Here is a 26,519-nt window from a genome sequence, read left to right on the forward strand (position 1 = left end):
TTATTATTTTACCAGAAGACCGGCGGCAATCGTCAAAAAACTGAGGGGATTTCAGAATTATTCTCCTATTATATTCCATAGTTATGGTAAGGCCGCCGTCTTTTATAGCACGACTGACACATTCCATATGGATAATCTAATGCCATAGGCTTTTTACACGAGCTGCATGTTTTCGTATGCGAGCGAAGATTGGTTTTTAAATAAGATTGAATTTGTTGTGATATTATCTGCCTTTGGCGTTCCCAAATATATGCATCTCTCCGCATTTCAAGTGAATATAAAAACAATAAATGCAAACCTATTTTTTTGTAATTTTGCTCCAAATGTTCCAGGTCTTCTCCTGATAGATCCGGCTCGGGGATTTCCAAATCATTTACGATTGCAGTAAGCATGAGCTTCCATTGATTCCGCAAATCTTTTTCGTAATGGGAGAACGGCATAGACAAGTAACGATACAGTTCAGGGAGACTAAGCCGATCTACAATAACCGTATTTTTTATTTCTGCATACAATTCTTTTTCTTGTGTCAAATCAGCTTTTATCATCCCTGCTGGAGGCTTATAATTCTCCCATATTTCAAAAAACTTAGTTAAATCATGGGAAACAGCCGCGTACTCCTTGAGCATTCTTACAGTAGGTTTAATGGTAAAGGATTCAATGGGTGTATCTTTTGCTGTAAGAGCCTTTCGAATTAACCCTACGTTTTCCGCTGCTGCTACAAAACCAGTATCATACATTCCTTTTCGGCCAGCACGACCACCAATTTGTTTAATTTCTTGCGATGTTAGATTACGCCGCATAGTTCCATCAAACTTTGTGGTTTCCAGAAAGACAACACGGCGAATAGGTAAATTTAAACCCATACCTATCGCATCTGTACTTACCACAATATCTGTATTTCTAGCCAGAAAATCTGCCATTTGTGCTTGTCGTGTTTCAGGTGGCATATTTCCGTAAATCACGCTAACCCGATGGCCTTGCTGCTCCAGAGCAGCGGCTGTTTGTAATACGCGGCTACGTGAAAATACAACGATTGCGTCTCCGGCACGAGCTTTTTTTAACTGAAATGGTATTGTTTCGGTAACAAGCGGTACAGATTGAGAATATGTAAGAATTTTTACTTGTTTTCCATCTAAGAGGTGAAGCAGAACATCCAAGGCATGGGGAGCAAGGATAATATGAACCTCGGCAGCTTTTGTTTTTGTAATAGATCGATACCATGAAAATCCGCGTTCGCGATCGGCAATCATTTGGGCTTCATCAATCACTGCCACTTCATATGTTTGCTCCAGATTTGCAACTTCAATTGTACACGATGTAACAGTTGCCCCATTTGTGTAGCGTTCTTCTTCACCTGTCTTTAAATGGCAAGGTGCTCCATCTTCATTTAACGTCTGATATACCTCTAGTGCTAGCAAGCGAAGAGGTGCCATATAGATACCAGTTTCTGCACGCTTTAGCCTTTGTAGTGCATTGTATGTTTTACCGGAGTTTGTTGGTCCTACATGCAGTACATACAAGGTTTGTGCAGCAGCTTTTGTGAAAGAAAACTCATCGTGAAACAATGATTCCATCAGCATTTGCTCCTGCTTCCGTCTTTCCTCAATCTTAGCTGCTTTTCTTCGGTAGTCATTCCACAGTTTTTGTCCGCTTTTTGTGCGAAGAGCAATTTGAAGCATGTCATCTGTATGCTCTTGTTCCATTGCTGCTATAAGCTCGCTTGCAATGTCAGAGATTTCTACGTGTATCTCGTGTGTATCTTCTAATATAAACTCTTCATATCCGCTAGCCTCTGGTTCATGAGCACGATGATAAAAATGATATAGCTCTTGGTATTCTGTTTTTATAGCTGGATCCAGTGAGTCAGAGAGTTTTTGGAAAAGGCTTGTATAAAGAAAAGATTCCAGCATATCTGCATAACGGTCGTAGTAGGTGGCGTGTCTTAGTTCTCCCCAATGCCAACTAACTGTTTCGCCTGTATATTCTTCTAAAAATTCTTCAAATAACGGGTAATCTGGTAAGAAAAACGGATCACCTTTCCTTAAAGGAGCATAGTAGTCTGAACGACGAGAAGGCGGCATGCGTTTGACACGCTTGCTAATATCCCGTACAAATGCTAGCGCAATATGTTCCCTTGCTTGTTCGTAGAAGTCTTGCCTAAGCTGTTCTAATAGGTTCACGGCAATCTCTGTGAGCTCCTCTTGAATTTGCTGATAGCGGAATTTTTTCTTTTGATGCTCGTGCTCGTCTTCTGCTTGCTTACGAAGCTGATTCCAGTCTACTTTTTGCACAAAAATAGAAATCCAGTCGTCTATACTCCAATGTATCAATTCCTTCAGTAACTGAATGAACTTATCCTGCTGCTGCGACTTTGTAGAAATTTGATCCTTTTCATACAGTTGTTCTAACGCCTTATACCGCTCCTCTCTCGAAAAACGCTGCAATGCTGTATGCTTCCAAATGCCATTCCAAATTTTCTCGATGCTTTCTTTTTTAGCGATAACATATTGCTCGGTTGTATAAAGTTCGTTTCTGCCTTCCAGTTGTCTTAGCAGTACCTGTGTAAAATGTTGTTCTACCTGTTTAAAAGCTTGTTCATCCCAATTTGGATAGAGTTGCTTTGCTTTTTCGATAGTTTGAGGATCTATCTTCATGAAAATCTCCTTTCGTGTCGTATCTTTTTTCTAGTATGCGATGAATATGCCTATTGCATGAAGAATCTTGCAGGGGAAAGGGGGGAGATTAAATTCTGTTAAATTGTACCACAGTTTCTTCGTGGATGCAGAGTGCTATTTCTTGAAACTACACAGCTTTTCCTTTCGTTTCTGGCGTAAAAAAAGTAAAATATATACATGAAACAAAAGATATATTTTGTTTCATTATGAAAATGATATGAAAGCTTGTCATATATAGCGTTAGACTATACAGGTAAGAAAAGGAAAGAAACATATTGAGCCAATGTTTCTTTTTCAAAACAGATAGAAAAAGGGGGAGAACGAGCGTGGAGAAAAGACTATATGCTGAATTCGTTTCTTTAACAGATGGTGAGTACATGTATTTAACCGAAAAATACGGTGGTCAGGAACTCAAACAAAGAATTGCAAATTTAGATAGAAGTAAGAGAGAAGATCCGAAAAGACAAGAGATCAAGTCTGATTTTCGAGCGATTATAAGCGAAGGAATGAAGGTAGTCGAACCGATTCGCGATAAATATATGATCGAACGCATGAAGCGTGTATTGAAGCAGCAATCAGAGCGGAATTGGTTTTTATTTGTTATGGGGATTAATACAGGGCTGCGTATTTCCGACTTACTGAAACTCCGAGTACGAGATGTACGTCATAAAACACATATTGAATTAAAAGAAGAGAAAACAAAAAAGCTAAAACGATTTCTTATCAATTTTGAATTACGCAAAACAATTGAGGAGTATACAGCATATATGGAAGATGGGGAATATTTGTTTCCGTCTAAAAAAACAGATGGACCGCTCAAGCGCATACAGGCTTATAAAATCTTAAAGAACGCAGCGGAGAGTGTAGGATTAGAGAATATAGGCTCTCACACTTGCCGGAAAACCTTTGGCTATTGGCATTATCAAATGTACCAAGATATCGCGTTGCTGCAAAATATCTTAAATCATTCACATCCGAGCATTACATTAAAGTACATAGGAATTAATCAAGAGATGATGGATAAAAGCTTGGAGAGCTTTAGTTTATAGGACTCCTTATGTCACAGACGGTTCTTTCTTAGATCGCTTTCAGGATAAGACTTGATTGATGCTGTAGTCGAGTTTTAAAAATGGAATATATGCGCAAAGTATTGCAGTTTCTGAATCGGAAGAAATTTAATTTGAAAAGCCGTTTTCATAATATGAAGACGGCTTTTTTAGATTATGATTGTGAAATAAAGGGGTTAGCTGCACAAGTTAATGAGAGGAATATTGTAAAAAAAGCCTCTTGTGTAAAAGAGGCTTTCATTTCGTTGTATACGGTTTATCCTCTGGATGAAGATTTCTTGCTTCTTCAATGTTCTTGTGAGATCCTGTCCCTTGAACCTTACCGCCCGCAAGACCTTCATTAATCATACGGTCCACATCTAAAGAGACTTTGTCTCTTCCTTCATACAGCGTATCGTTAGTATCCTTATTCACGTTTCATCCTCCTATTTTCACTTAATACATAGAATTATTTGTAGTTTATGGAGGAAGGAGGAGAATTATTTATAGATTACTGTTTCCTTTTTATGAATGCAGGTTATTGTTGCTGACAGCTGAGCTAACCAAAAAATAACTAATATATTATTTTTTAATATCATGGTTCCCACCATCTTTAAATGATCCTTGTCGCAATTAATGAGCAATTGAATAATCAGCTGCACCCCATCATACTTCTAAACGGTCAGCATTGGCCATTCGCTTCGCTGCTTTTTTTCGCCCAAAACGATTCGCTCCCATAACCCCCGTGATAATCAGAGCCGAACCGATGATATGGTACAGTGTAATGTTTTCCCCGAGAAACATCGCTCCAGCCGCGATAGAGACAACAGTTGACAGATTGGCGAATACGCTCATTTTCGACGCTTCCATTTTTGACAAGGCGTAGTTTGCTGTCAGTGCTGTGACGAGTGAGGACATCACTCCCAGGTAGAGGATCGATACGATAAAGGTACCGCTGGCGAGCGGTGCGAACAGGTGATCAAGCGTCCCAGCGGCTACATGGCTGGTGAGCGAAACTACCAGAAATGCGACGAAACCGATCCCCAACAGCAAATAACTGATTTCCCCCGGGTTAAAAACCCGCAACAGTGACCGAGCCAAAACGTTGTATCCAGCCAAAGCTAAGCAGGATAAGAACAACAGGAGAATCCCCGTTATGTTCGATAAATCGATGCTGCTTCCCTTCATTATAAAGATGAACACAACACCGAATACCGCCAGGAAGATAGACAGCTTCTGTGGGACGGTTGTCGCTTCCTTCAAAAATACGGTGGCCAGTAACATCGTCACGACCGGTGTGAAGGCGTACAAGATGCCGCCCTCGGCCGAAGTGGCATGCTGCAGCCCAAACGTTTGCAGCGTGAAGAACCCCAGCGGGTACATGGTTGCCAGCAGCAACGCTTTATATATTGGCTTGCCGCGGTACTTAAGTTTAATCCGTCCGAACGCAACCGGGATCGACATGACTGCAAACGAAGCAGCAAAACGATACGTCAGTGTGTCGAGCGGCTGGGTGTGTTCGAGCGCTATTTTGGTAAACAAAAACGAAAATCCGATTATCGCCGCGTTCAACACAGCAGACAAATAAGCAAGTGTCAGTACTTTTTGGTTTATCATTGCATCTTCCTCTCTGCAACAGCTAAGATCATGTTTGCGAATATCTTATCCCTTACATGACAAGGGTATGACAAAATGCCGATCCGAACAATTCCTTTTTTCCAAAAGTGTATCGATACAGTTGGCGAGGTCAAGTATTATAATGAGGAGAGAAACGTGTTAGACTTGTGAAAACCCAACAGGGGGGAGCGGCGTGAAAAGATATTTGGCTATTCTTTCCGATATGGAACAAAAAATCATGGACGGGCAATACAGTCCGGGCCAAAAGCTGCCTTCCGTCCGCATTGCCGCGAAGCTGTACGGCTGCAGCGTCAGCACGATTACCCGGGCATACGCAGAACTGGAGAAGCGCCACGCGATTTATTCGATCGCGCAAAGCGGCTTTTATGTGGTCGGAAAACCAGGAGATTTGTGTGACAACATAGAAGGCAAAATGATCGATTTCGCTTCGGCATCGCCGGATTTGAACGTGTTTCCATATTTGGATTTCCAGCATTGCTTGAACAAGGCGATTGATACATACAAATACTATCTGTTTACATATGGTGATTCGCAAGGTTTGGAAAGGCTGCGCCAAACGCTCGTTTCCCATTTGGCCAACAGTCAAGTATTTGCAAAAGCGGAGCGAATTTTCGTCACCTCGGGTGTCCAGCCGGCGCTGGAAGTTTTAGCGAAAATGCCGTTTCCGAATGGAAACTCGATCATCTTGGCTGAACAGCCGAGTTACGATATTTATTTGCGTTTTCTTGAAGCGGAAGGCATACCGGTTTGCGGAGTTAAGCGTACGGCGGCAGGGATTGATTTACGGGAATTAGAGGAGAAGTTCAAAAGCGGCGGAATCAAGTTTTTTTACACAATGTCGAGATACCACAATCCACTTGGCACCTCGTATAGTGTGGAGGAGAGGAAAGCGATCGCTGGTTTGGCCGGCAAATACAACGTATACATCGTGGAGGATGATTACATGGCCGACCTGGGCGGAGATCGGTGTTTTGACCCGATTTACGCTTACGACAGAATAGCGCACGTCATTTATTTGAAAAGCTTTTCGAAAATCATTTTCCCGGGGTTGCGATTGGGAGTCGCTGTTTTGCCGGAACGGTTGCTGGAGACATTTCGCACCTTCAAAAGATCCGCCGACACCTCGCTTTTGTCCCAGGCGGCACTCGAAGTGTACATCAAAAATGGCATGTATGAGCGGCACAAGCGCAAAATATCCAGCCAATACGCAGCGCGGATGCGCACGCTGAACGAGGCCGTACAACGATACAACAAGGCCGGGCTGATTGAAGTATCGGACGTCAAATCAGGTGTCTATATGCAGTTTAAGCTGCCGCAATCGATCAATATGGAGCGGCTGACGAAGCGGCTTGCATCAAGGAATATCAGCGTCGTGTCCGGAAAAGGCTTCTATTTATCGGATTATCTGGAGCGGGAGAAGTTTTTGCGGATCAGCATTTCCCGGGCGCAGCTGGAGCAAATTGATGAAGGGGTCAAGGCGATAATTGAAGAAGCGGGGCTGTGCAGCAGTTGGTAGGATTGCGAATTGATGCGCTGCCGCATCCAATGCGGATAAATGCTTTAATAAACATCCTGATTCATGTGATTAACGTAAGAAAGTATATTCACATCTTACTTTATACTCTTTTTAGATGTTATAGTTCTGATCTATTTAATGTTATAAAAAACACACCTCCTAAAGACTGATTCACAAAAAAGATAAAGAGAATAAGCCCGATATAAACTCATGAATCCAAAGGGTTCTGATGTCAAAATAAGAATGCAGAATTACCCCAAAACAAGGATTTTGTACGAATTGCTCAATTTTATTGCTTTGGGGCAGCTTGTTTTTGTTAGGTTAATGGCTAATGCGTCAGGGCTCCTACATGATTCTCTCTTATATCAATTTCCATGTACATTTTTTGTATGTCTTGCGCTTTTGGAAGCTGACAACTCTTTTTCGGTATAGAGTAGTTTCGTTTGTTGTATATTATAAATGGTTCACATGTGAAGCAGTTTAATGTAATTGGACTTGGAAGAAGACATTCTAATACTGATACATGGTCAACAATCAGCTTTAGACGTTGGGGTGGGGATTGCCTCTTATGCTTTCAGATACAATCAAGGAAGCCAAATTAAAAACAAGTTTCCGATCCCAGGTAAATAATCAAGATGCATGGGACTGATACAAATCACATAAGACTGTTATTTTATATATTTAAAACTTGGTAATAAAGCGATAGAAGGAACTCGACTGATACAAATTGGTCGAGTTTTTAAAATTGATTCGTGCCTTTTTGTTATGAATGGACTATATAGAAGCATTAAAATTGTGTAAATAAAGCACGTATTTCTCTAGCTATTTTATATACAATACAGCAAGTCCTATAAACCATTCTGTAAGATAAAAGATCTTATAATGAGGGGAACTATTCCAAAATATTGAGGTGATTGAATATATGCCAATGCTAGATGTGGACGGTACTAGCTTGTATTATAACGTTAAAGGAAAAGGGATTCCTATTATTTTTATTCATCCCCCTGTACTCACTCACGTGAATTTTAAGTATCAAATAGAGGAATTATCCCAAAAGTTTAAAGTTATTACTTTTGATATTAGAGGTCACGGAAGGAGCCAGTACTCAAGAAGACCGATAACCTATCCGCTGATTGTTGAAGATATTAGACAGCTGTTGGATCATCTGGAAATCAATAAAGCATTCATATGCGGATATTCGACCGGAGGCTCTATCGTATTGGAATTTTTGCTGGCTTATGCCGACCGATCCTTAGGAGGCATTGTAATTAGCGGAATGCCTGAAGTGAAGGATAGACACCTAAAGAATAAGATTTCTTTAGGGATAGCACTTGCGAAAGCAGGAGCCGTTTCCGTTCTGGCTCTGTCCATTTCAAGAAGCAATTCGAATACACTAGGGTTGTTCATAAAGATGTTTAAAGAAGCCCGAAAAGGAGATGCAAGAAATATCGAGCAGTATTATCGTTATAGTTTGCATTATAATTGTACAAAGCAACTGAGAAACATTGATCTTCCGATTTTGCTGGCTTATGGTAAGGAAGATCAAACATTTCGTTATTATGCAAAGCTGCTGCATGAAAAATTGCCATGTAATGAACTAAAGTTCATTGATCATGTACAGCATCAAGTTCCTACAAAAACATCTATTGATTTAAATGATTTGATTAAGAAGTTTGTCTATATCCATAACGGGATGAATTAGAGAAGAAACTGTTTCTTTACAATGACGGAATGGAACATGCAATTAAAAGAATTATTACAGTCAGAAAAATACATATCATGATATAAACGAAACTGTCAACACCTGTACCCCAACTGTTTTTTATTAGAGATAGCCCCACATGCTCATCAAGCTGACAGAACAAGTTACCCCCAAAACGATAAAAGTGAGCCTTATTGCTATAAAAGACACAAAATCTTAACTTGATGGCGATGAGGTCCTGCCAACAAAACGCAGATTTAATACCCTTAACGTTGTAAATTTGCATTTTGTTGGCGGGACGCCTATAAGCAAGAACTATGCGAAGGCGTTATAGTATTTGGTAAAGGGATTATTTATTCGTAGAGAGAATATAAATAAAATAATCATTTAAATTAGTGTATGTATTCTGCCGGGAGGATGGTATGTCTGTTATGATTTTAGGAGCTTTTCTTATCGCTCTAGTTGTAGCTATATTTGGTGTAGGGGTATTTATTCGAAATCGAAAACAAGAAAGTACACAAATGGAAGGGGAGTCTGAGCATATGGTAAAGCACTTATATTATTATTTGGTTTTGTTTGCTACATTAATGATGTCTATAGGCGGATCAGTCGGTGTTTTTATGTCAGTTGCTGATTATGTATCGCCAAACTCATATTATCAATCATTTACAGACTATAAAATGATGACAGAGAAGGAGGCTGCTCCTGATAGCACTCCAAAAACAGAAGAAGAGTTAAAAAAATCGTATGAAGAGATGGTTGAGAATGAAAAGCAACGTATTAAGGACAATGCATTGAATGGAATAATTAAAAGCTTTGGATGGATTATAATTCCACTCCCAGTATTCTTTTATTTCCAAAGACAGATTCGCAGAAAAGAAAATCATTAAAAACAGCTTATTCCATGCAAGCTGTTTTTTTGATGCGGCGTGTGTATTACTGCTCCTTATGAAGCAAAAGGAAGACGATTGTTTGACCTAGCGTCTTCCTACATAAACTCTATTTTTTTTCGTATTACAATTTTATCTTCTTCTTTTTCTTCTTCTCCTATATACAAGCCACGTTCCTTTAAATATTCGATAAAGTATAAATCAGCTTCTGTTTTTTCATCGTAAGGCTTCACGGAGAGAACGAACCCAAGCTTATGTTGATCCTCTAAATGTACAGCAGAGATATAAGCCGGGATTTGATGTCGTAAAAAAAGTTCTTTTGCAGGTATAATCATATCCTTCATAAGCTTGACCAAAACATTCATCTCGAACTCAAAAGTAAACCGTTCAATTTCCAGCAAATCCGCAAATACTACACCAATAAACCCAGTATTAAATATCTCCGGTAGTTGCGCTTCATCCTCCATCCCTATGTAGAAGTTCTTCTCTATTAAGTAATTCGTAAAGTAAGCAATTCCTTCTGCTTCATCAAAAGGTTTAACAGATAAAACAAATCCGATCTTTTTCTGTTTAGGTAAATATATACAAGATAAGTAAACCGGATGCTGATGTTCAGAGAAGAGGGCACTGATTGCTTTTGCTAATCCGTCCAGTACATGGTGTGCAACTTGCATATACTTACGAGAGAAATAATATTGCCTTTTTTGCAGGTCGTTCGTATTCACGAATACAGATCCGATAAAACCAGTGTTTGAGATAGAAGGGGAGGGGAGTTTGCGTCCTTTTCTGTTCTTTTTCACGATGTATTCGTTCCTTCCTATACATAAAATAAAATCGAACATTAGTTCTATTTGTAATATCGTACCACTTAATGAAATAAAAGTAAATTATTTTGTGTAAAAATAAATAAAAAAAGATGCCATTCCATAGGCATCTTGTAAGTGAGGTATATTCTCAAAGTATTGAAATGTTTAGGAAACAGCAACTTCTTCAATTTCTTCATCTTCTATATAACAATCCATAGTGCGCACGTCTTTATCTTCATGACTTCCAAAATAAATGGTAATGTTCATTTAGTATCTCTCCTTTATTTTAGGCATTCCTAAAACAATCGCTCCTCATAGTATATAATTCCTTTTATTATACAATACTTTAATATCATCCACAATATGGGAGACACATTCCTTTTATTTATATTAAAAATAAAAGATTTGTTTCTTTTACACAAAATGTTTAATTTCGACAAATCCATAAAAGCTTTACTTCCAAATATTCATTTTTTACATTACAATCGAAGGGGATTCTTTTGCAACTAAGGAGGGCGGTGAACGAAATGAACGAAATAGCAAATCGGACTGACATTCCAAATCAAAAAACTGCAGAAAGCCGATTGAAAGAAACACTTAAAGAATTAAGTGATATCAAGTTCGCCTTAGATCAATCTTCTATTGTAGCCTTTACAAACGAAAAGGGCGTTATAACAAGTGTAAATGATAAGTTTTGTGAAATATCCAAATATAGCCGCGAAGAGGTAGTCGGGCAAGATCATCGTATTTTAAATTCTGGTTATCATCCTAAAAGCTTCTTTAAAGAAATGTGGAGAACAATCGGGCAAGGGCAGGTATGGAAAGGTGAAATCAAAAATAAAGCAAAGGATGAGACGTATTATTGGGTTGACACAACGATTGTCCCATTTTTAAATGACAACGGCAAACCATATCAATATCTAGCAATTCGGAATGATATTACGGAAAGAAAAAATACAGAAGCCTTGCTGCGTGTACAAGATAAGCTAGCGGCCGTTGGGAAAATGGCGGCTGGTATCGCTCATGAAATCCGCAATCCACTCACCTCTATGAAAGGATACGCCGAGTTTTTGCAGCTTGATGAGGAAAGTGAAGAAAGACGAGAATACCTCGATATTATCCTTGATGAAGTAGATCGTGTGAATTCAATTGTCGAAGATTTTCTTGTACTGGCAAAACCAAAAATAGTTCAGTTAAAGGAACGAAATATTGTCTCGGTAATCCAAAATGTTGTATCTTTACTAGAATTTGAAGCAAGAAAGAAAAGTGTATGTATCCATTTTCATAGAGATCAAGAGATAATTCAAGTTGAATGTGATGAAGATCGCCTAAAGCAGGTCTTTTTAAACTTTATTAAAAATGGAATTGAAGCTATGCCAAACGGTGGAGATATTTTTATTAAAACACTTGTTGATAGCAATCAAGTACAAATCTCTATTCAAGATACAGGCGTAGGACTTTCTAAGGATCAGTTAGCTAAAATTGGAGAGCCTTTCTTTACAACAAAGAAAAATGGGAACGGTCTTGGTTTAATGGTTAGCTTTAAAATCATTGAGAATCACCATGGCAAAGTGGATATCGAAAGCGAACTAAATAAGGGCACAACATTTCGTATCGTATTGCCGAATAAAGCTGTGTAACAGGAGTATTTTACTCCTGTTTTTTTGTGTATAGGAATTTGATGTTATAAAGCATACTAAGCTACGACGAACAACTTACGAAACGGAGGAAACACACATGCAAGGTGAATTTCAAAGCTCTACGCATCAATCCTTACATCATTACAAGGAAGGATTAGGACAATTCACACAAAAGGTGCCTCATATCGCACAAGCCTTTAATGCATTTACAGAGGCTTGCTTTCAAGAGGGTGCATTATCACAGCGCGAAAAGCAACTTATCGCTTTAGGAATTAGCTTATCTTTGCAGGATGAATATTGTACCATCTACCATACAAAAGGCTGTATAGACCAAGGGTGCTCAGAAGAACAAATCTTAGAGGCATGCGGTGTTGCAGCTGCATTTGCAGGAGGAGCAGCCATGAGCCAAGCTGTCACACTTGTACAGGAAAGCATAACGGAATTAAAACAACAAAAACACTAAGTAATAACAAAAAGCTCCTTCGAGTTTAGTGAAGGGGCTTTTTAGCAAAGAAATGAGGTGCGATGTTGAACGTTGAAGAAATAGTAAAGCAATACACAAAGAAGAAAGTGAATGCCTTTTTAGTAGTGCAGGACGGCAAAATCATAAAGGAATACTACAAAAAAGCAGAAGATGCCATTCAGCTCCATAAAATCAATTCTATTACAAAAAGCATTACAGCTGCACTCATTGGAATAGCAATAGATAAAGGATATATTCTAAACATTGAAACACCGCTTAATCACTTTTTCCCTACTCTTCCTGAAAATAAACGAAGTTTGACCCTATATCATTTATTAACAATGACAACAGGGGAAAAGTGGGAGGAGTTTGGGAACGGAAGCGGAGTAAGATTTCCATCCTTTTTTGTAAAATCAAAAAATTGGACTCAGTATGTACTCAAACGCCCCTTGCTAGAATGCCCAGGCATTAAAATGAACTATAATTCTGGCTCCTCGCATCTGCTTAGTGCCCTTTTACAAAACATAACAGGAATGTCGACAAGGCAATTTGCTCAGCAATACTTATTTGCCCCTTTAGGAATCACACAATATGAGTGGGAGCAAGACCCACAAGGCGTTTACATAGGAGGCTTCAGCATGAGAATGAAGACAAAGGACATGCTGAAGATTGGTCGGCTATTTTTACAAAACGGCAACTGGGAAGGAAGGCAAATTATCTCCTCAGACTGGATCCGTCAATCTACAATTCCACATTTTAAAACTTACGAACATATTGGTTCATATGGATTTCATTGGTGGGTGCTGGACCAAAAGAAATTTGATGTACCGATGGACATGTACTTTGCAATGGGATACGGAGGACAATATATTATCGTTGTTCCCGAACTAAATCTCACAGCAGCTATAAGCAGTTGTATGCCAAGAAGTGGTTTGGCTCCATTACGAATTTTTATTGATAATTTAAAACAATGACAAAGGGTTCTGGATTTATATTCAATATTTAGAATGTAAAATTCTTAGAGGAGGCTAATCTATGCAAAACACCATCTTAAGAAGAAATACACTCATTATGTTAAAAATCACTCCGGTACTCAATTGATTTTTAAGGTCATTTATTGTTCAAAATATAAATTTGGACATGCTATGAGGCTTGGGAACAGGATCATAAATGAAATGCAGCTTAAAGCTTATAAAATAGGATTATGAGTCATATCTTTAAATTTCTCTTTTGTCTCAATATCTAAAGTTTACTTTATATTTGAAACAAAATCTATTTTCTCTTTATAACTTCCGATAATATGTATTATGTTCGGGGCGTTGTAGGAGATAGAAAAAAGGCTCTACTCTATCCGATGTTTATGGCTACTATTTTTAATGTTTTCAAAATCGATAAAATCAACACTGTATTCTAAGACATCATTAATAAACAAGTTGTGGTTTTTTGCAAATTCTTTAACTTGCTCTAATAATTCCTTATCATAAGTTGTTTTATATTGGATCCGGTCTTTAGGTCTTGATTGTTTGTTAAATGTAATGACTCCTTGAGACAACACCATCTGCAGGCCGCTTTCAAGTAAGTAGTTCGGATGAGTATCATGTTCAATCGCCAAAGCATGTAATGTATCTATTATTGATTTACTAACATTTGTTCTAAATTTGATTCTAGCAGTATCTGTTGTTTGAATTAACCTTCCATTTACAGATTTCCACATATTATGGCACCTCCTAAGTATTGTAGATTAATATCGCTCTGTATGCTGCTCTATGTGATTTTTCTTATAAGAATCATAGATTACAGCAATGTCATTATATACTATCTTTGCCAATTTCGGAAGGTCATCTTTACCTTTAACCCAAACTCGGTATATTGTATTACCTGCTTGACTCGTTTCAGTAGCCACTTCAGACCGTAACTTCCATGTCTGGAAAACAGATAAAAGTCCTTTAGTAAACTGTAAGCTGCCTGTCGTAATGTTCATAACATATCCTGTTTTTTGAACCTATCCATCCCCTTCAATCACTCCTGCTATAAATTATGTAACATGAATGGATGGTTCTGTTCAAAAGTTCATTCCTTCCGATAATTTCCAAAACCACTATATATTATGTAAACCCGAAACAAGCTCAAGCGCACCAATAACTTGATCCTGTTTCAACTTCCTGATGACGAAGACGTTTTATCCAAGATCAGGTATTAATTAAACTATGCTATTAAACCTCGAACCTTACAGCGGCGAATCTCTTGTTTAAAATTATTTAGTCAGTTTTGTTTAAAGGAAAACTACTCTCCCATAGACTTTATATTCAGGCTCCCAAAGCAGATAAGAAGCTTTCAGCATATATGAAATTAAAGAACTGTTTCGATTCTTGGAAAATGATGATAGCCCTCTCTCCCCCTCCTCTATCGAAATCTGTTGTTGTTTAAATTATGTCTATGTGATAAGTAAATGCCTAAAATAACCCACAATACGTTCAAAATGAAGGCAATACTAGGAACTATTAATCCATACAACATATGAGCTGCAAACGTTGATAAAATAAAAATTACAACAGAACCACCGAGCAAGACCTGACCCAAAGCTTCATGGTTCTTCTTGATTTGTTTTTCTCCTAAATAAATTAAAACACCAGCAGTAATCATTCCAAGAACAACTCGAATCGGTTCGGTAATGAACCCACTATCAACAGCAGCTTTAAATCCCCAAAGAATCCCTAAAATTAATACAAATATGAAAATTCTTGGCAACCATACTTGCCCAAGGAGTTTCTCCCAATCAACTTCTGTCTTTTTAGATTTAGAGGGAATAGCAGGAGCATGTTCGCAGTTAACTTGGACAGTGGGTTTGTTTATCATAATTGGTTCTAGAGAGACTGCAATATTTGTATCTTTTTGTTCCGCAATTACACCTTTTTCCTTTTCTTCAAATGCTACACGACCATTTTTAACACGTTCATTCTCTAAAGCCTTTGTTTTTAGGAACGCAACTTCCTTTTCAAGCATTGAAACTCGATTTTCCAAGGCCAAAATCCTTTTATCTTCAGACATATTAAGTAAACACCAACTTTCACAGTAAAGTTTTCGCCCCTACTCTCTTCTCAATATGAATACAAAACCAGCGCCAGCGAAAATTTTTTGATGTGTGTAAAAACACACCTTTTTATGGTTAAAAAAGGAAACTGTACAGTCACCGTGTTATTGAAACTAATCAAATATATGCTTCTTATTGTCAAGATGAGAATATTTTAAGGAATGCAGTTCAATTATTGCACCTGTAGGTACAGCTTAAGAAAAACTTGTTAGCAAGAGTATTCTATCTCTATCTAAATACGTACAGAATTGTAAATATCAAAAAAACGGCAAGTTATATCTCCTTACCGTTCCAGCTTTTCTCTATACTGCGTTGCTCATAATCAAGTTTATGTAGTCCGATTATTTCTGTTCTTTACAATCCAATCTTTTAAAGATCTGTTGATGGATATGTCCTTTCTGCTCCACCGAAAAATAGCTGCCAATTGAAAATGATTTCTTTACCACTTAATTCATAGGCTGAAATTTTTGTTTCTAACATTATTGGTTTTACAAAAATACTTGAGTTATCAACTACATTTGATATCTTTGCATTTGAGAGCTATGATATGAGGACTATCAAATAACCTATAATCCCGTTGTTTGGTTATGTAGTGTACGCTCAAAAAGGATATAATACGTTCTGTATATTCCTTCGGATAAGTTTTAAACGCAGCTACGTGGTCAACTCCCTTAGGTTTTCAGATGTTTTCCTAATTCTAGAACTTCTATAGAAGTGACTGAAGCACCATATCCGAAGAGGGGATTAAAGTAGTAAAAAGCATCTCCTACTATCTTAGAAAGAAAGGTGACTCCAAAAGGTCTTTAAAAAACCTTTTTGGAGTCACCTTCTTTTTTTTATTTACTATATAGATTATTTTATAAAAATTCAATTTACTTAAAGAAAAAACAATTACTTCTCGAAGGTTCACAATTTATTTTATAATATCCAAAAGCATTGCGGAAATCTGCACTTTACAGACTAACCAAGAAACTTTTCAACCTCCGCTGTTAGCAACTTTAAGTTATCAACAAGCGGTGAATGCCCACATCCTGTTAATTCTACATACTGCGCCCGACCTTTGAAATCCTCTAAGATTTCTTTTGTCATCTCATCTGTAATCACCAGATCTTCGTCCCCTCTTAGCACAAGTACAGGTATGGTAATAGCGTTCACTTTATCTGAACCTTGGGTTAGCCCATTATATTTCATGCTTATATTAAACGTATTTAAAGAATGATAGACGGCAGCTAAATTTCTCTGTGTAATCATGTCTTCTACGTATTCCTCATACTTTTCAGGCTTAGGCTGTGCTTTGCGATAAATTAAAGCATTCCAAATTCCCTTTAACATTTCGCTATCTTTCGAATCGTAAGCCCTCTGAATAGGAATCGTTCTAAGAGGGTCCTTTTGTATATCGACAACTGTTTGCAATCGCTTTGTTATATCTGGTTGACCATTCTGATCTGTTCCAAAGAAAGGGTATCCCCTCGTCGAAGCAGAAGAAAGCAAAATTAGACGATTACAATAGCCAGGATAATCGGCACAAAACTCCATTGCTACTGCTCCGCCTGTTGACCATCCAATGATTCCGAAATTTTTAAGTCCCATTTCGTCAACAAACAATTTAATGTCATCGGAAAAGTCCTTAATACGTTCAATGGGTGTATGATAGGATGAAATCCCAAATCCCCTCATATCTACCGCGTATAATTTATACTTTGAATCTAGTTCTTCAATCAGAAGATCCCAATGCTTCGATGAAGTCATATTCCCATGAATCAGCAGGAGATTTTCTTCTCCACCTATTCTTTCCCTATAGCCTAGCGTTTCTCCGTTAGCTAATGAAACTTTTTTGAGATGAACTAACTTGGCCATACATAGGCCCCCTTATTAGTTAATTTATAGATTATGTAGATCTTTGTGCAATACTTGCGAAAACATCCTATCTATTCTTGTTAGATGATCAAAATCAATCCGTCCTAGCTTTCTGATAATATAGCTTTCATCTATCGAAAATACTTTGTCTACTACAACCCAAGATGGCTCAAGGATCAGACCAAATTCAATTGGGAAATCGAATTGAAGTTCATAGCGGTTAATTCGTGGGTTTGCAGGTTGGCTTGTAATAGCTAGACACATATATCTAGCATATTTCTCATGGTGTGGTTTGCAGCTCATAACAAGAGCCGGACGCTTTTTATATCCGGCCCCATCAGCAAAAGGAAATGGAATTAATACAATGTCTCCTTTATCATAAATCATTGTACACATCGTCCTTTTCGTTATCCCATACGTCGGCTAAGGATTTATTTATAATACCTTTGTATAAATCATCATCTTCTATAGTTGTAAATGAGTGAATACCTTGTAAAACTCGGGCAGCTTGCTTTGCTAAATCATACATTCCTCGTTCATTTAGCTTTTCAATTAAATCCTGTAAGTCATTCACTACATCCTTTTTTAAAGCAGGCACATACGCCACTTCCTTTTCGGAGGTATTTGTTAAATTATAACATATCCTGTTTGCATTATGTACAATAACAGATGTTGTTATGCATAGAAAAGAGACGACAATTCTTTTCTCGTGAGCATTGTTATACAACCGTATTTATTCCTATTCATGTTGTTGAACGGTGACAAAAAGTTCTACCATTCTATGAAAGCCGTGCAAAATCAAAAAATGACCTCCCAACACTTCCTCACGGTATGGAAACAATTAGAGAATCCCCCTTTCTAACAATATTTAAGGATAGCCCTGCTCGATAACTGGTGTAATAACTGCCTCATTTACTACAAACCGAGGATTTTGTGTCACCATGTGAAGGAAAAACATCCCCGCATCTTCTGGATTTAAGAACTCTTGTTGTCTTTCTTCATGCCAGTTCGTATTCATTCCCCCTGGATACACAACAGAGCAACGAATATTGTACGACTTTCCTTCTCCATTCAATGCCTGTGTGAATCCAGTTAATGCGAATTTAGTAGCACAATAGGCTGTGGCATTTGGCCACCCCTTTTTACCGGCTACTGAGGAAATGTTAATAATGTACCCTGAGTTTTGTAACTTCATAGAAGGAAAGATGGCTTTAGAGGCAAAAAAAAACCCATTGAGATTCACTCCAACAATTCTCCTCAATTTAACTATTTATTTTAGAATTCCATGCTTGCGGATGTGCATCATTCATAAGTTCCAAATCTGCTGCTTTGGCGCTCGACTCTAATTGTTCTGCATTTCTGTAACCTGGAATTACACACGTAACAGCAGGATTTTTCAGGCACCAAGCTAATGCCCACTGCGCCATATGTACGCCCTCAGGTACTTCTTTACTTTGGATTTCTTCAACCAGCTTCAACTGTTCCTGATTTTTTAAACTACGCCAATCGTTTTGTTCAAATACAGCACCTGGCTTATATTTTCCACTTAAAAATCCATTAGCTAAAGGTTCACGGGCCAATACCCCCAAGTCTTGCCGCTGGCAGGAAGAGAAAACTTGGCCTTCGGGCTTTTGATCCACTCGATTGTACACAACTTGGATCACCTCTGCATTTACCTTTGTAGCAGCATCAGTTTGGTATACATTATCATTACTACCGATTGAAATACCAAGATGACGAATCTTTCCAGCCTGTACCTGTTTGTCTAGTGCTGTCCACAATCCATCATTATCAAACACTTCATCACTTCCAGAATGGAACTGATAAAGGTCAATATAATCAGTACGAAGCGTTTGCAATGAAGCGTCTAGCTGTTTTAAAACCTCTTCAGCTCCCCAATGATTAGTACGGTTTACATGACCATGGAAATGATGACCAAACTTTGTTGCCACAACCCAATCTTCCCGCTGATCTTGTTGAAGATACTTTCCAATCAAAGCTTCAGATAGATGATCACCATAACATTCTGCCGTATCAATCAGATTCATTCCTACTTCTTTTGCTTTATCTAACATTTGGTTTATCTCTCGTTGGGAAAAAGTCTTCCCCCATTCTCCACCAAATTGCCAGGTCCCCACTCCAATTACTGAAACCTTAAGTTCTGTTTTTCCAAGTCGACGGTATTTCATATGTCCTGCTCCCTCCTAAATATGTTTAAAAATGATGTTAGATTTGTTCTTCCAGCCGATTAATTGTTCACTCTATGGAATCTCAGGTTGCGGGATCGATTCCGCAACTTAAAAAAAGTCTAATTGACTCACGTTGATTCTCGGATACACAGATTTGCTTCTAAAACGATTCGCTTACCTTCCAATACATCTCCATCTAAACATGATATGAGAAGTTCCATGGACTTTACTCCAAGTTGAAAAATTGGTTGATCAATCGTTGTTAAATTTGGTTGAACTACTTTAGAAACTTGTACATTGTCAAATCCAACTACCGCTACGTCTTGAGGAACCCGTAGTCCTTGCTCCTGCACAGCTTGAATGACACCAACAGCCATCTCATCATTCGCAGCAAAAATAGCACTTGGCTTCTCCTCTAGTGCAAGAAGCTGCTTAGCACATGCAAATCCACCTTCAATGGTAAAATCACTACACGTGATTAAATCATGAGAAACCGATATTTCATAATTTTCTAGCATCCGGATATATCCTTTTTGTCGATCCCGACAGAGGATAATATGTTCCGGTCCATTGATAAAGCCTATTCTCTTGTGACCCTTTAAAATTAAATGTTCAGTTACACGCTCCGCCGCTTTTATATTATCAATCACGACAGCAGGAAGAGAATTGTCTTCTACATATTCACTAGCTAGTACAATTGGACCATGCTGAAGGTAAGATCTCACCTCCTCTAGAGGGTTTCGTAAAGCAGTTAGAATCACACCATCTACTTGTTTTCTCTCCAGCATCTGGAGATACTCCATCTGTCGAACAGGATCTTCTCCCGTATTACAAAGGATAACATGATATCCTTTTTTAACAGCTACCTCTTCCATCCCCTGAACTAGACTACCAAAAAACGGATTGGAAATACAAGGAATTAAAACGGCAATTAAGTTGGTTTCTCTTCTCCGTAAATTACGTGCAACCTGACTCGGCTGGTAGTTCAATTCTTTCATCGCTGCTAAAACTTTTTGTTTTGTTTCTGGATCCACTCGACCACTATTGGTAAGAACTCGGGAAACCGTGGATCTTGATACCCCAGCTTTTTCTGCTACATCTAAAATAGTTGGCATTCCATCACCTTAATTTTTTCTTCTTTCATATTTTTACTTTTCGCGGGATCGATCCCGCAGCTAACCTTAATCTTACTTTATTACAAACATCCTATAAAATACAAGTTTATATTTATACTTAAAAAGTAATACTTCTGTATCTGCTTAATATAGGTTTTATTCATTTTCAAAATGGACAATACAGTAATAAATAGGTGCGAGTATACATCAAAATATTACCGAGTTTTATACGATGTAATTTGGGTTATGATTACAGTCTTTCTTTCCTGCAACAAAGTTAACTTTGAGACATTCTGTTTCTCTAGACCCACTCGATTTCTCCATGGTAATATGCAAAAGCGTAAAAATGATTAGGGATAGGTGTGGAATACGTGGGTCATATGCGAGAGAACGTTGCCAAAAAGGTGGCTTGGATTAGTGTAATTAGTAACATTATTTTAACAGTAGGAAAAGTGATTGTAGGTCTTTACGCCGGAAGTGAAGCTGTGTTTGCAGATGGGATTCACTCTGCTGCTGATGTATTTGCTTCAATCATTGTTTTACTTGTAATTGGATTGGCCAATAAGCCAGCTGACGAAGAGCACCCCTATGGTCATGGAAAGGCAGAAGTCATTATTTCAGGAATCGTAGGGATTTTACTGTTTTTAGTTTCTCTTTATATTGTATTTGAAGCGGTTGTAGGCTTTTTCCATCCGATGGAAACACCAAGCCTGCTAGCCATGTGGATTGCGCTTTTTTCTTATGTGGCCAAAGAAATTCTGTATCGATATTCTTTTTCTATTGCTAAAAAGTATCAAAGTAAGGCGATTGAGGCAATCGCTTATGATCATAAGGCAGATATTGTTGCTTCTATTGCCGCAGCCGTAGGGGTAGTACTATCCGTTATTGGCGGTAAGTATGATCTCACCTTCTTGTTATACGGGGATAAGGCAGCGAGTATGTTTGTAGCCTATTTAATCTTTAAAATTGCAAAGGAGATGTCTTCTGAAGCGTTTAACATCCTCCTGGAGCGTAACGTCGAACAAACATTATTACAGGATTATATCCAAGTGATCCAGAACTTTTCAGATGTCAAAAGAATAGACAAAATCCGAGCACGGGAACACGGACATTATGTGTTAGTAGATGTACGGATTTCCATTGATCACTTTAAAACAATTAAAGAGGGACATGACCTAGGAAAGGAAATCAAAAAGGCTTTAATGGATAAGCATGACAATATTAAAGAGGTACTCATTCACTTGAATCCATATTTTCCAGGATAAAGCATACTTATGCTGCATTATCGCGGAAGTCTGTCATACTAAAAATGAATACAGGAAGGAAACAATTTTATGGGAGAGAGAAGACAAGAAAGAAAACAAAGGGCAAGGATTAAATGGAAAAATAGTATCTATATTTTGTTAGCGTTGCTTGTAGCAGGTGGTGGATTAGGAATATATGCATACCAAAACTTCCTGCCAAAAAACTATTTTAAAAATGTTGCGACAGCAGTTCGACCGACCACAGCAAGTGAAGTAAAGCCAAAGAGCGGCGTATTTAACGTGCTTATCATGGGAACAGATCAACGACCAGAAGATCCAGCGGGACATTCTGACTCCATGATCCTTATCCATATGGATATAGACAAGAAACAATATAATGCGGTCAGTATCCCACGTGACTCACGGATTTATTTAAAAGGCTATGGATACACGAAGCTGACAAGTGCCCAGTACATTGTCCAAGCTGACAATAACTCTTTAGATAAAGGTGTAAAAGCAGCAACCCAAGCTGTTAGTGATTTTACAGGAGTACCTATTAACTACTACGCTGAAACAACTTACTGGGGTTTAAGAGATATTATTGATACATTAGGTGGGGTTGATGTAGACATTCCTTATGATGTAGAAATTACTCATTCATGGATTCCACAAAACGCCGGCAAGATTGTGAAGGCTGGAACGCAGCACCTAGATGGAACGATGGCCTTAGAGGTTGCGAGAGAACGTCATGCTATCGCAGATGGGGAGTTTGGTCGTCAACAGCTTCAAGAAAAGGTGCTTCTTGGTGTGGCAAAATCAGTATTGAAGCCGCAGAACATTATAAAATTACCACAATTTGTTCAAGAGCTCCCGAAGGTTATCACGTCTACAAATATGACACAGAAGGACGTTTTAAGCCTTGCATTTGCACTAAAGGATTTCAAATCTAAACAACTTCAATATCACCAATTACCTGGTGAGTATAAAACCGCGTATGATGACATTTTGCAGAATTATAACGATGAGTATATCGTGGATCAAGATAAAATTAAACAGCTAGTTTCTCAATATTTCAGCTAATCTTTCAAAGAATATTAAATGCATCCCCCAATATCCAATGTTTAGACTTGTAACAAAAAGACTGTTCAAAAAGGAGATAAGATCTGCCATTTTTGAATAGTCTTTTTTTATTATGGAGATTAGGTTTTCTCTAAAAAGTTAGAGAAATACGTGAGGTACTAAGCAACTAATTGCTAAAATATCGGGAGGAACTTTAAGCCTTCAGATGTTTTTATATTCTTTACGCAACAGCTATAAAATCGCATATAGAAGGTTAACTGGGGCTCCTATTTATATAATATGGTTCCGCCATACATATTCCTTTGACTTCTATTTTTTATCACACTGCATAAATCGGATAACCTACAAACTTGAAGTCTTTTCCTACTTGAGTCAAGTTCACATTCGAAAGTTCAACTGCATCTTTCAGCTTCTCAGTCCCTGTACCTTCTAAGAATGTAGGAGCATGTTGCCCGCCAATAAGTTTTGGAGCAATATACAGAACAATTTTATCTACAAGTTGATTCTCAATAAATAGTGAAGCAAACAACAATCTAATTCATTGATAAAGAAATCATGCATATGATAAAACATCTGGCTAATAAAGGGGTGTCAAAAAAACCATCTTAACTTATAGATGAATTACTCCAAGGTATGGAGGAATCACCTGAAAAGAATCTTATGGAACTGATCAGAGGACAGATGTAAGGGAGAATAATTTTACTTTTGCAATTGTATAAGGATTGATAGACAACATTCAGACCATCCCGATTGTAAATGGGTTTCTTATTTACTTTCCAATTATCACCGCTTATCACCGCTTTAAAAATAAATTCATAAAGCAATGGTTTATTGCTTGGTTACATTGATGAGTCCATTCTTAATGATGTATAGATTGCAGAACACTCATCCAAAGTGGTGCCCCTTTTTTACTATCCAAGGTTAAAATGATTTTTTTAATCATAAATAGGAAAGACATTTTGATCTTACAGTCCCTGCGAATCATTAGCTAAAGGAATACCTTTAACAAATAATATGTGTTTGGCATCCCAATCCCAAAATTTAAAAAAACAGGATTTAATTTTTTACCAATAAATGAGTAAGATGTGAATTGTTTTTTTACTAGTATGGACTTAAATCTTGAAGTTGAAAATTTCATAATATTAAAAATTATACGACTTAATATTTAAACAACAAAAAATAAAAGAGGGACTTTATAAGCCAAAATCTTGACTTCTTGATGGAGCGCTTTGATAAACCTTTGATTATCTTGATGAAAAACCTGGGTCCACAGCTTATTAATCACGCCCAATTAGGGTCAACGGATGTCGGATTTTTATGTTGCATTTAATCCGAAAAGAACACCAATGTAGTGTGTCAAAGCTGTCGGGAACAGGAGGTCGCTCCAAGTGCTATCACAGTTATGCTTGATCGATTGGAAAACCAAGGTTTTGTTACCGGATCAAAGGATAAAACGGATCGCAGGGTTGACATTATTAAGTTAACTAATACTGGTGAAGAAAAATCGGATCATTTTTTAGCAATAAGAAAAAAATCATGCAACATTGCTTTAAAAAGATGGATCCTAATGAATTAGATTCTTTTATCCAGTATCTGAAAGAAATATTCCTCATTTATCAGATAATGCAGATTGAAGAGTTATTGAATTGTAGAATAAGGGGGAATAGCTAGTGGCTAAGCAAGAAGTACAAACGACGAACCAAATAACAGGCTCAAAAAAGTGGTGGGCACTTGCAACGGTCCTTTTGACGATGTTTTTTTCATCAATGGACCAGACAGTTGTATCAACCGCAATGCCCACTGTTATTGGGGATTTACATGGATTAAATTTATATGCGTGGGTATTCACGGCATATATGATGGCTTCTTCTGTGACAATTCCGATCTATGGAAAGCTGTCAGATGTTTTCGGGCGTAAGCCGTTCTATTTATTTGGTCTTATAATGTTTGGAATCGGATCTGCGGTATCAGGGCAGGCACATACGATGACTGAACTAATTTGGGCACGTGCTTTTCAAGGTATTGGTGCCGGTGCCATGATGAGTATGCCACGTGCCACAGTGGGTGACATTTTTACGCCAAAAGAACGAGGGAAATGGATGGGCGTTATGATGGCTGTGTTTGGATTATCCAGCATTATCGGTCCAGCACTGGGCGGATGGATTACGGACACATTTTCATGGAGATGGGTGTTTTATATTAATTTGCCGTTCGCAATACTCGCTATCATCGGCGTAGCTATAACGTTACCTAAAGTACGGGCAGAACATAGGGTAAAGGTAGATTGGCCCGGTTCTATTATTTTGGTCATTGGATTAATCCCGATTTTACTTGGTTTTACGTGGGCAGGTACTAAATACGCCTGGGGCTCACCAACTGAAATAATGCTCTTTATTGGCGGTTTAATTGTCCTTTTACTCTTTGTTTTATGGGAGCGGAAGACGGAAGATCCACTACTTGCACCGTCCTTGTTTAAGAATCGTATTTTTAGTATGTCGTTGATTTTAGGACTCCTGATTGGGATGACAATGTTTGGAAGCTTAATGTTCTTGCCTGTCTTTGTTCAAGGAGTACTTGGACTCAATGCACAAAGCAGCGGCTGGGTAATGTCGCCGATGATGCTTGGTTTTATAGTCGGAAGCATCGTTTCAGGTCAAGTCATGTCTAAAACAGGTCGTTATAAGTACCTTGCACGGATAAGCGGTGCGGTGATAGTGGTGGGCTCCATATTATTGAATCAAATGAATACCCATACAACATGGATATCAGTTGCTTGTAACATGGTTGTTCTAGGACTTGGAATCGGCTCGTTGATGCCACTTATGAATATGGTTGTTCAAAATGCGTTCCCTTACAAAATGATGGGTACCGTGAACTCAACACAGCAATTCGTGAGTTCACTTGGAGGAGTGATTGCCTCACCCATTTTTGGTTCCATTCTAAACAAATCATTCAATGAAAAGTTTAACGAGACGCTGCCAGCTTCTTTGCAACAGTTAAAAAGTAAGTTGGTTGAACTAAATCCACAAGCACTTTTGACTTCTGAAGCACAACATGCAATTACTGCTCAATTTAATATGTTTGGTACTGCGGGGCATCAGATGTATCTTCAATTTATGGATGCGGTGAAGGCTTCGTTAACATATGGTATTCAACGCCTTTTCATGGTTGGATTAATTTTCGCCATTCTTAGCCTCATCGGAACCTTCTTTTTACCAGAGGTTAAACTTAAAGGTAGGGAATATTTTCAGTCGGAATCCTCAAGGGAACACTAAAATGAGTTGTTAGACTAATTAAAAGTATCTATTTGCATACTTTATCTCCTACCCATTCATTCTTTTGAGAATTGAAATAAATTTAGCTAAAGGTACTAGCTTTACATCAACAAAAAATGTATGTAGCAGAACCTGAAAAAATATTTTCACTTCCTTATATAACCCAGAATAGAAAGCGGATGCGTTCCTACACCTTCCTTATTATTGACACTTCCATTTCCCTTTTGTATCCTTACCGGCGCAAGTATTCAGTCATCATCGTCTTACCTAAATATTCCTCCCAAAATAAGAT

24 protein-coding genes and 1 pseudogene are annotated in these 26,519 nt (G+C 38.0%); 11 read left to right on the forward strand and 14 right to left on the reverse strand.

Annotation, left to right across the window (positions count from 1 at the left end; all coding sequences use genetic code 11):
* Positions 1-68 precede the first annotated feature (68 nt).
* Positions 69-2,654 (reverse strand): helicase-related protein, encoded by a 2,586-nt coding sequence (locus EP737_RS01925; RefSeq protein ID WP_129726237.1) that lies wholly within the window; start codon positions 2,652-2,654, stop codon positions 69-71.
* A 527-nt stretch (positions 2,655-3,181) separates the two neighbouring features.
* Between EP737_RS01925 and EP737_RS01930 the strand changes: the two genes are divergently transcribed.
* Complete coding sequence (locus EP737_RS01930; RefSeq protein ID WP_129726670.1) at positions 3,182-3,724, forward strand: tyrosine-type recombinase/integrase; 543 nt, start codon at positions 3,182-3,184, stop codon at positions 3,722-3,724.
* Between the two features lie 255 nt (positions 3,725-3,979).
* Here EP737_RS01930 and EP737_RS25335 read toward each other — a convergent pair whose 3' ends face one another.
* Positions 3,980-4,156, reverse strand: coding sequence for a hypothetical protein (locus EP737_RS25335; RefSeq protein ID WP_165350663.1), 177 nt, complete (start codon positions 4,154-4,156; stop codon positions 3,980-3,982).
* A gap of 231 nt (positions 4,157-4,387) precedes the next feature.
* Entirely contained in the window at positions 4,388-5,338 is a 951-nt protein-coding gene (locus EP737_RS01935) for a DMT family transporter (protein WP_165350664.1), read from the reverse strand.
* A 193-nt stretch (positions 5,339-5,531) separates the two neighbouring features.
* Here EP737_RS01935 and EP737_RS01940 point away from each other — a divergent pair, with 193 nt between their 5' ends.
* From EP737_RS01940 to EP737_RS01950, 3 genes are all read left to right on the forward strand, one after another.
* On the forward strand, positions 5,532-6,875 hold the full coding sequence (locus EP737_RS01940) for an aminotransferase-like domain-containing protein (protein WP_129726238.1): 1,344 nt from the start codon (positions 5,532-5,534) through the stop codon (positions 6,873-6,875).
* A 922-nt stretch (positions 6,876-7,797) separates the two neighbouring features.
* On the forward strand, positions 7,798-8,577 hold the full coding sequence (locus tag EP737_RS01945) for an alpha/beta fold hydrolase (RefSeq protein ID WP_129726239.1): 780 nt from the start codon (positions 7,798-7,800) through the stop codon (positions 8,575-8,577).
* A 422-nt stretch (positions 8,578-8,999) separates the two neighbouring features.
* On the forward strand, positions 9,000-9,467 hold the full coding sequence (locus EP737_RS01950; protein WP_129726240.1) for a hypothetical protein: 468 nt from the start codon (positions 9,000-9,002) through the stop codon (positions 9,465-9,467).
* A 98-nt stretch (positions 9,468-9,565) separates the two neighbouring features.
* Here EP737_RS01950 and EP737_RS01955 read toward each other — a convergent pair whose 3' ends face one another.
* Entirely contained in the window at positions 9,566-10,309 is a 744-nt protein-coding gene (locus EP737_RS01955; RefSeq protein ID WP_342772874.1) for a hypothetical protein, read from the reverse strand.
* A 491-nt stretch (positions 10,310-10,800) separates the two neighbouring features.
* Here EP737_RS01955 and EP737_RS01960 point away from each other — a divergent pair, with 491 nt between their 5' ends.
* The 3 genes from EP737_RS01960 (at position 10,801) to EP737_RS01970 (ending at position 13,350) form a co-directional block, all read left to right on the forward strand.
* Positions 10,801-11,913: an ATP-binding protein gene (locus EP737_RS01960; protein ID WP_129726241.1), complete on the forward strand. Its 1,113-nt coding sequence runs from the start codon at positions 10,801-10,803 to the stop codon at positions 11,911-11,913.
* A gap of 97 nt (positions 11,914-12,010) precedes the next feature.
* Entirely contained in the window at positions 12,011-12,376 is a 366-nt protein-coding gene (locus EP737_RS01965) for a carboxymuconolactone decarboxylase family protein (protein ID WP_129726242.1), read from the forward strand.
* Between the two features lie 65 nt (positions 12,377-12,441).
* Positions 12,442-13,350, forward strand: a complete 909-nt coding sequence (locus EP737_RS01970) for a serine hydrolase domain-containing protein (RefSeq protein WP_129726673.1) — start codon at positions 12,442-12,444, stop codon at positions 13,348-13,350.
* Positions 13,351-13,718: 368 nt separating this feature from the next.
* Here EP737_RS01970 and EP737_RS01975 read toward each other — a convergent pair whose 3' ends face one another.
* The 9 genes from EP737_RS01975 to EP737_RS02015 all read right to left on the reverse strand — a co-directional run bounded on the left by EP737_RS01975 (position 13,719) and on the right by EP737_RS02015 (position 20,628).
* Positions 13,719-14,090 carry an rRNA methyltransferase gene (locus EP737_RS01975; protein WP_129726243.1) on the reverse strand — a complete coding sequence of 124 codons (372 nt, stop codon included), beginning with the start codon at positions 14,088-14,090 and terminating at the stop codon, positions 13,719-13,721.
* Positions 14,091-14,117: 27 nt separating this feature from the next.
* Positions 14,118-14,357 carry a hypothetical protein gene (locus EP737_RS01980; RefSeq protein ID WP_129726244.1) on the reverse strand — a complete coding sequence of 80 codons (240 nt, stop codon included), beginning with the start codon at positions 14,355-14,357 and terminating at the stop codon, positions 14,118-14,120.
* 422 nt (positions 14,358-14,779) lie between these two features.
* Positions 14,780-15,424 (reverse strand): DUF2339 domain-containing protein, encoded by a 645-nt coding sequence (locus EP737_RS01985; protein WP_129726245.1) that lies wholly within the window; start codon positions 15,422-15,424, stop codon positions 14,780-14,782.
* Positions 15,425-16,427: 1,003 nt separating this feature from the next.
* Positions 16,428-17,324: an intracellular short-chain-length polyhydroxyalkanoate depolymerase gene (gene phaZ, locus EP737_RS01990; RefSeq protein WP_129726246.1), complete on the reverse strand. Its 897-nt coding sequence runs from the start codon at positions 17,322-17,324 to the stop codon at positions 16,428-16,430.
* A gap of 24 nt (positions 17,325-17,348) precedes the next feature.
* The gene (locus tag EP737_RS01995; RefSeq protein WP_165350665.1) at positions 17,349-17,711 is read right to left on the reverse strand and encodes a type II toxin-antitoxin system PemK/MazF family toxin; all 363 of its coding nucleotides are present in this window, start codon (positions 17,709-17,711) and stop codon (positions 17,349-17,351) included.
* On the reverse strand, positions 17,701-17,922 hold the full coding sequence (locus tag EP737_RS02000; RefSeq protein ID WP_129726248.1) for a hypothetical protein: 222 nt from the start codon (positions 17,920-17,922) through the stop codon (positions 17,701-17,703). Before EP737_RS02000 ends, EP737_RS01995 begins: the two co-directional genes overlap by 11 nt.
* Before the next feature lie 270 nt (positions 17,923-18,192).
* Positions 18,193-18,585: an SDR family oxidoreductase gene (locus EP737_RS02005; RefSeq protein WP_281278867.1), complete on the reverse strand. Its 393-nt coding sequence runs from the start codon at positions 18,583-18,585 to the stop codon at positions 18,193-18,195.
* A 1-nt stretch (position 18,586) separates the two neighbouring features.
* A complete protein-coding gene (locus EP737_RS02010) occupies positions 18,587-19,513 on the reverse strand; it encodes an aldo/keto reductase (RefSeq protein ID WP_129726250.1) in 927 nt (308 codons plus the stop codon).
* Positions 19,514-19,641: 128 nt separating this feature from the next.
* A complete protein-coding gene (locus EP737_RS02015) occupies positions 19,642-20,628 on the reverse strand; it encodes a LacI family DNA-binding transcriptional regulator (RefSeq protein WP_129726251.1) in 987 nt (328 codons plus the stop codon).
* A 380-nt stretch (positions 20,629-21,008) separates the two neighbouring features.
* Here EP737_RS02015 and EP737_RS02020 point away from each other — a divergent pair, with 380 nt between their 5' ends.
* Positions 21,009-21,893 (forward strand): cation diffusion facilitator family transporter, encoded by an 885-nt coding sequence (locus tag EP737_RS02020; protein ID WP_129726674.1) that lies wholly within the window; start codon positions 21,009-21,011, stop codon positions 21,891-21,893.
* 69 nt (positions 21,894-21,962) lie between these two features.
* Positions 21,963-22,952: an LCP family protein gene (locus EP737_RS02025; RefSeq protein WP_129726252.1), complete on the forward strand. Its 990-nt coding sequence runs from the start codon at positions 21,963-21,965 to the stop codon at positions 22,950-22,952.
* 319 nt (positions 22,953-23,271) lie between these two features.
* Here the strand turns inward: EP737_RS02025 and EP737_RS02030 are convergent.
* Positions 23,272-23,466 (reverse strand): annotated as a pseudogene (locus EP737_RS02030) (dihydrofolate reductase family protein); the annotation flags it as partial.
* Between the two features lie 837 nt (positions 23,467-24,303).
* On the opposite strand from EP737_RS02030, the gene EP737_RS26780 reads away from it, so the two are divergent.
* Together EP737_RS26780 and EP737_RS02040 are read left to right on the forward strand one after the other, a co-directional pair.
* Positions 24,304-24,528 (forward strand): MarR family transcriptional regulator, encoded by a 225-nt coding sequence (locus tag EP737_RS26780; protein ID WP_425455827.1) that lies wholly within the window; start codon positions 24,304-24,306, stop codon positions 24,526-24,528.
* Between the two features lie 94 nt (positions 24,529-24,622).
* Complete coding sequence (locus EP737_RS02040; RefSeq protein ID WP_246040146.1) at positions 24,623-26,227, forward strand: MDR family MFS transporter; 1,605 nt, start codon at positions 24,623-24,625, stop codon at positions 26,225-26,227.
* Positions 26,228-26,519 lie beyond the last annotated feature (292 nt).

The sequence above is a fragment of the Ectobacillus funiculus genome (assembly GCF_004138295.1).
Classification (GTDB): domain Bacteria; phylum Bacillota; class Bacilli; order Bacillales; family Bacillaceae_G; genus Ectobacillus; species Ectobacillus funiculus.

Coding starts and splice junctions, on each gene's coding strand:
- EP737_RS01925 (WP_129726237.1), bottom strand. CDS start 2,654: ATGAAGATAGATCCTCAAACTATCGAAAAAGCAAAGCAACTCTATCCA.
- EP737_RS01930 (WP_129726670.1), top strand. CDS start 3,182: ATGAAGGTAGTCGAACCGATTCGCGATAAATATATGATCGAACGCATG.
- EP737_RS01935 (WP_165350664.1), bottom strand. CDS start 5,338: ATGATAAACCAAAAAGTACTGACACTTGCTTATTTGTCTGCTGTGTTG.
- EP737_RS01945 (WP_129726239.1), top strand. CDS start 7,798: ATGCCAATGCTAGATGTGGACGGTACTAGCTTGTATTATAACGTTAAA.
- EP737_RS01950 (WP_129726240.1), top strand. CDS start 9,000: ATGTCTGTTATGATTTTAGGAGCTTTTCTTATCGCTCTAGTTGTAGCT.
- EP737_RS01955 (WP_342772874.1), bottom strand. CDS start 10,309: ATGTTCGATTTTATTTTATGTATAGGAAGGAACGAATACATCGTGAAA.
- EP737_RS01960 (WP_129726241.1), top strand. CDS start 10,801: ATGAACGAAATAGCAAATCGGACTGACATTCCAAATCAAAAAACTGCA.
- EP737_RS01965 (WP_129726242.1), top strand. CDS start 12,011: ATGCAAGGTGAATTTCAAAGCTCTACGCATCAATCCTTACATCATTAC.
- EP737_RS01975 (WP_129726243.1), bottom strand. CDS start 14,090: ATGTGGAAATCTGTAAATGGAAGGTTAATTCAAACAACAGATACTGCT.
- EP737_RS01980 (WP_129726244.1), bottom strand. CDS start 14,357: ATGAACATTACGACAGGCAGCTTACAGTTTACTAAAGGACTTTTATCT.
- EP737_RS01985 (WP_129726245.1), bottom strand. CDS start 15,424: ATGTCTGAAGATAAAAGGATTTTGGCCTTGGAAAATCGAGTTTCAATG.
- phaZ (WP_129726246.1), bottom strand. CDS start 17,324: ATGGCCAAGTTAGTTCATCTCAAAAAAGTTTCATTAGCTAACGGAGAA.
- EP737_RS01995 (WP_165350665.1), bottom strand. CDS start 17,711: ATGATTTATGATAAAGGAGACATTGTATTAATTCCATTTCCTTTTGCT.
- EP737_RS02010 (WP_129726250.1), bottom strand. CDS start 19,513: ATGAAATACCGTCGACTTGGAAAAACAGAACTTAAGGTTTCAGTAATT.
- EP737_RS02015 (WP_129726251.1), bottom strand. CDS start 20,628: ATGCCAACTATTTTAGATGTAGCAGAAAAAGCTGGGGTATCAAGATCC.
- EP737_RS02020 (WP_129726674.1), top strand. CDS start 21,009: ATGCGAGAGAACGTTGCCAAAAAGGTGGCTTGGATTAGTGTAATTAGT.
- EP737_RS02025 (WP_129726252.1), top strand. CDS start 21,963: ATGGGAGAGAGAAGACAAGAAAGAAAACAAAGGGCAAGGATTAAATGG.